This is a genomic window from Stutzerimonas stutzeri, assembly GCF_024448715.1.
GTDB lineage: Bacteria > Pseudomonadota > Gammaproteobacteria > Pseudomonadales > Pseudomonadaceae > Stutzerimonas > Stutzerimonas stutzeri_AR.
On sequence record NZ_JAMOHZ010000019.1, the window covers coordinates 1 to 2769 of the forward strand.

A 2769-nucleotide genomic window follows, 5' to 3' on the forward strand; every position below is an offset into this window, starting at 1 on the left:
TCGAGACCGTCTCCCATCGTTGAATTGAGCTAGTCACGCCACCATTAAAACAAAGGCAGATATTCACATATCTGCCTTTGGGTTTTGGAGCTCATGAGCGGATTTGAACCGCTGACCTCACCCTTACCAAGGGTGTGCTCTACCAGCTGAGCTACATGAGCCAATCTTTTTTGCACAACCCTTGAGCTGGAGCGGGTAGCGGGAATCGAACCCGCATCATCAGCTTGGAAGGCTGAGGTTCTACCACTAAACTATACCCGCGATACCCAAGGCTTACGCTTAAATCTGGTGGAGGGGGAAGGATTCGAACCTTCGAAGTCGATGACGTCAGATTTACAGTCTGATCCCTTTGGCCGCTCGGGAACCCCTCCAAAACGAGGCGGCATTTTGGTTGCCTAACCTCCTGCTGTCAAGCATTTCTCATTTTAAAACCTGAGGTTAGCTCTGATGACAGCTCGTCACGACGCCCTAAGAAGCTGCGCCGCGAAGCGGGCGCCATTCTATGTAAACTACCCTGAAGTTGCAATGCCTGAACACGGCATTTGTTGGTGCTCAAGAGCAGGGAAGTCACGAGCAAGCTCGCCAAGTAGCGAGTCGCTCAATAAATGCTGCCGTGTACCCGCCACCCGCACCCAGTAACGACGATGGACTCTTGGCAAATCACGGATCAACGCCGTGTAGTCGACGCCTTTCAGACGGCTCACAACGCTCTCTGCGGAGTCCTTGCGTGAGAATATCCCCAAGGATATACCGTTAGTTAAATCCCCGACGGTGATGACGTAGCTATCTATATTTCGAGATTGCAGCTCGCGCAGCTGACGTAGCGATGCCTGACGGGATATCAGCGGGGGCAAGTAGACCCAATAGTCGACGCCAGCGGCCTCATCGACAGACTCCACCCTGGAATCGATATCCAGGCTCAACAAACGCTGCTCTACGGCTAGCGCGATCGCCTCTTCGTCGAACCCCCCAAGAAACAGACAGGCGCTACCTACGTCTTGCTTCGGCCGCCGTACCGCCAGCGACTCCACCTCACTCACTAATTGAATGTTTCTCTCTAGAGGAGAAACGTGCGACTCGGCAACCTCACCGGCAATCGGCACTTTCCGGTTCAGGTAATGAAGGTAAAGCAGCAGATTTAACACCACCAGAAGCATTAAGAGCCAGCGCATCAATACCTCGTTTAGGGACAAGCTATTGCAAGCCCCCGGAAAACCAAATCCGGCACGCACGTTACCGACGGAAGATCAGCAACCAATACCGCATCGCCTCCCGTGACATAGGCGGCAAAACTACCCCCCAATTGCCCCCGCGCATTAGAGATTTGGCTCGCCACATAGCTGCGCACCATGATCAGACAGCCCCGCTCAACAGCTTCAGCAGTACTTTTCCCGGGAGAGATATCAGTCAACGCGAGCTCCGCCTCTGCAGCGTTGTACTGAATGCGGCGAGCATGGGCAAGCAGCTGGTTCCGTAGCAGAGCCATCCCAGGAGCGATGTAACCTCCGAGATGCTTCCCGTCGCTAGCCACGAAATCCACAGTAATGGCCGTGCCAAGGTCGATAACCAAACACGCCCCACCACACAGCTCATGCGCGGCGACAAGCGCCAACCAGCGATCCAGCCCCAGGCGCCGATGATCTCGGTAGCCGTTCACGACGCTAGCGACGCGCTCGGCTGGACGAACCTCAGTCACATCGACTTTCAGCGCTTCGGAGAGCACACCCACAATGGCCTTGGTCTCAATATCGCTCCTGACACTCACTAAGCGGCAGCGAGAAATTCTCCCCGTACATCTACTGATTAGATCGCAAACAAGCTCTGCCACCTGCGCCGCCACCCCCTCGGTTACAGGTGCACCGCCAGCACTAGGGATAACTCGCCATTTTATGAAGCTATTCCCGCAGTCGAGCTCAAGAATCATGATCGAGCCTCAAGCTTAATTCTCCCCCACTAAACCGCTGCTCCTTGCCATCAACCAGAAGCCGTAAAGCTCCCACCTCATCCACGCCAAGTACCAAGCCTTTTACCTCACGAGTACCGGTACTCAAGCTACAACGCTTACCTTGCCAGATATTGTTCGTTTCCCACTCGACACGCAACGAGGAAAAGCCCTCATGCATGCGCCTCTCCATATAGCAATGCAATGCCTCACTAAGAAAGCTTACCAACGCACTTCGGTCCGCCATAACACCTATCTGCGCCCTTACAGAGGTCCAGAGCTGCCCGATATCCTTAGCACTTGACGTCATGTTCACATTTATTCCAATCCCTATAATCACGTGGCATACGTCAGCCGGGTCCCCGGTCAGCTCCAATAGTATTCCAGCTATTTTCTTGCCATCCGCATAAATGTCATTGGGCCACTTGAGACCAGCATTTTGGATTCCCGCCCGACGTAGCACGTTAAGGACTGCCAACCCTACAACCAGACTCAGACCGGAGAGCCCTTGGGGGCCATCGAAAACTTTTAGCGCTAGCGTGTAATAGATATTTTGCGAAGCCGGGCTAATCCACGCCCGCCCTCTACGTCCTCGCCCACTAGTTTGTTTTTCAGCGATAACCACCAATGGCGCGGCTGCACCCGAGCGCAACAACCTCAACGCCTCGGCGTTGGTAGAGTCAACTGTTTGTCTAAAGTGGAGTTGCCAGCCAAGGCGGGCAAGAGCAGCAGCGCTAAGCTCGTAGCTCAGCAATGAAAGCGGCTCCGCAAGCCGATACCCTTTCCCAGGCACCCTAAACAGCTGAACGTTGTATTCCTCCTCCAAG

At 54.3% G+C, this 2769-nt stretch carries 3 protein-coding genes and 3 tRNA genes; all 6 read right to left on the reverse strand.

The window, feature by feature from the left end; all coding sequences use genetic code 11:
- Positions 1 to 85: 85 nt before the first annotated feature.
- Positions 86 to 161, reverse strand: a tRNA-Thr gene (locus NAV33_RS21310).
- Positions 162 to 187: 26 nt separating this feature from the next.
- A tRNA-Gly gene (locus NAV33_RS21315) sits at positions 188 to 261 on the reverse strand.
- Between the two features lie 25 nt (positions 262 to 286).
- A tRNA-Tyr gene (locus tag NAV33_RS21320) sits at positions 287 to 371 on the reverse strand.
- 138 nt (positions 372 to 509) lie between these two features.
- Positions 510 to 1172, reverse strand: coding sequence for an SPOR domain-containing protein (locus tag NAV33_RS21325; RefSeq protein WP_255983755.1), 663 nt, complete (start codon positions 1170 to 1172; stop codon positions 510 to 512).
- A gap of 11 nt (positions 1173 to 1183) precedes the next feature.
- Entirely contained in the window at positions 1184 to 1924 is a 741-nt protein-coding gene (locus tag NAV33_RS21330) for a type III pantothenate kinase (protein ID WP_255983756.1), read from the reverse strand.
- Positions 1914 to 2768 (reverse strand): bifunctional biotin--[acetyl-CoA-carboxylase] ligase/biotin operon repressor BirA, encoded by an 855-nt coding sequence (gene birA, locus NAV33_RS21335; RefSeq protein ID WP_255983757.1) that lies wholly within the window; start codon positions 2766 to 2768, stop codon positions 1914 to 1916. Before birA ends, NAV33_RS21330 begins: the two co-directional genes overlap by 11 nt.
- Position 2769 lies beyond the last annotated feature (1 nt).

Bases quoted from the DNA above. Each gene is read 5' to 3' on its own strand.
- NAV33_RS21325 (WP_255983755.1), bottom strand. From the start codon at position 1,172: ATGCGCTGGCTCTTAATGCTTCTGGTGGTGTTAAATCTGCTGCTTTAC.
- NAV33_RS21330 (WP_255983756.1), bottom strand. From the start codon at position 1,924: ATGATTCTTGAGCTCGACTGCGGGAATAGCTTCATAAAATGGCGAGTT.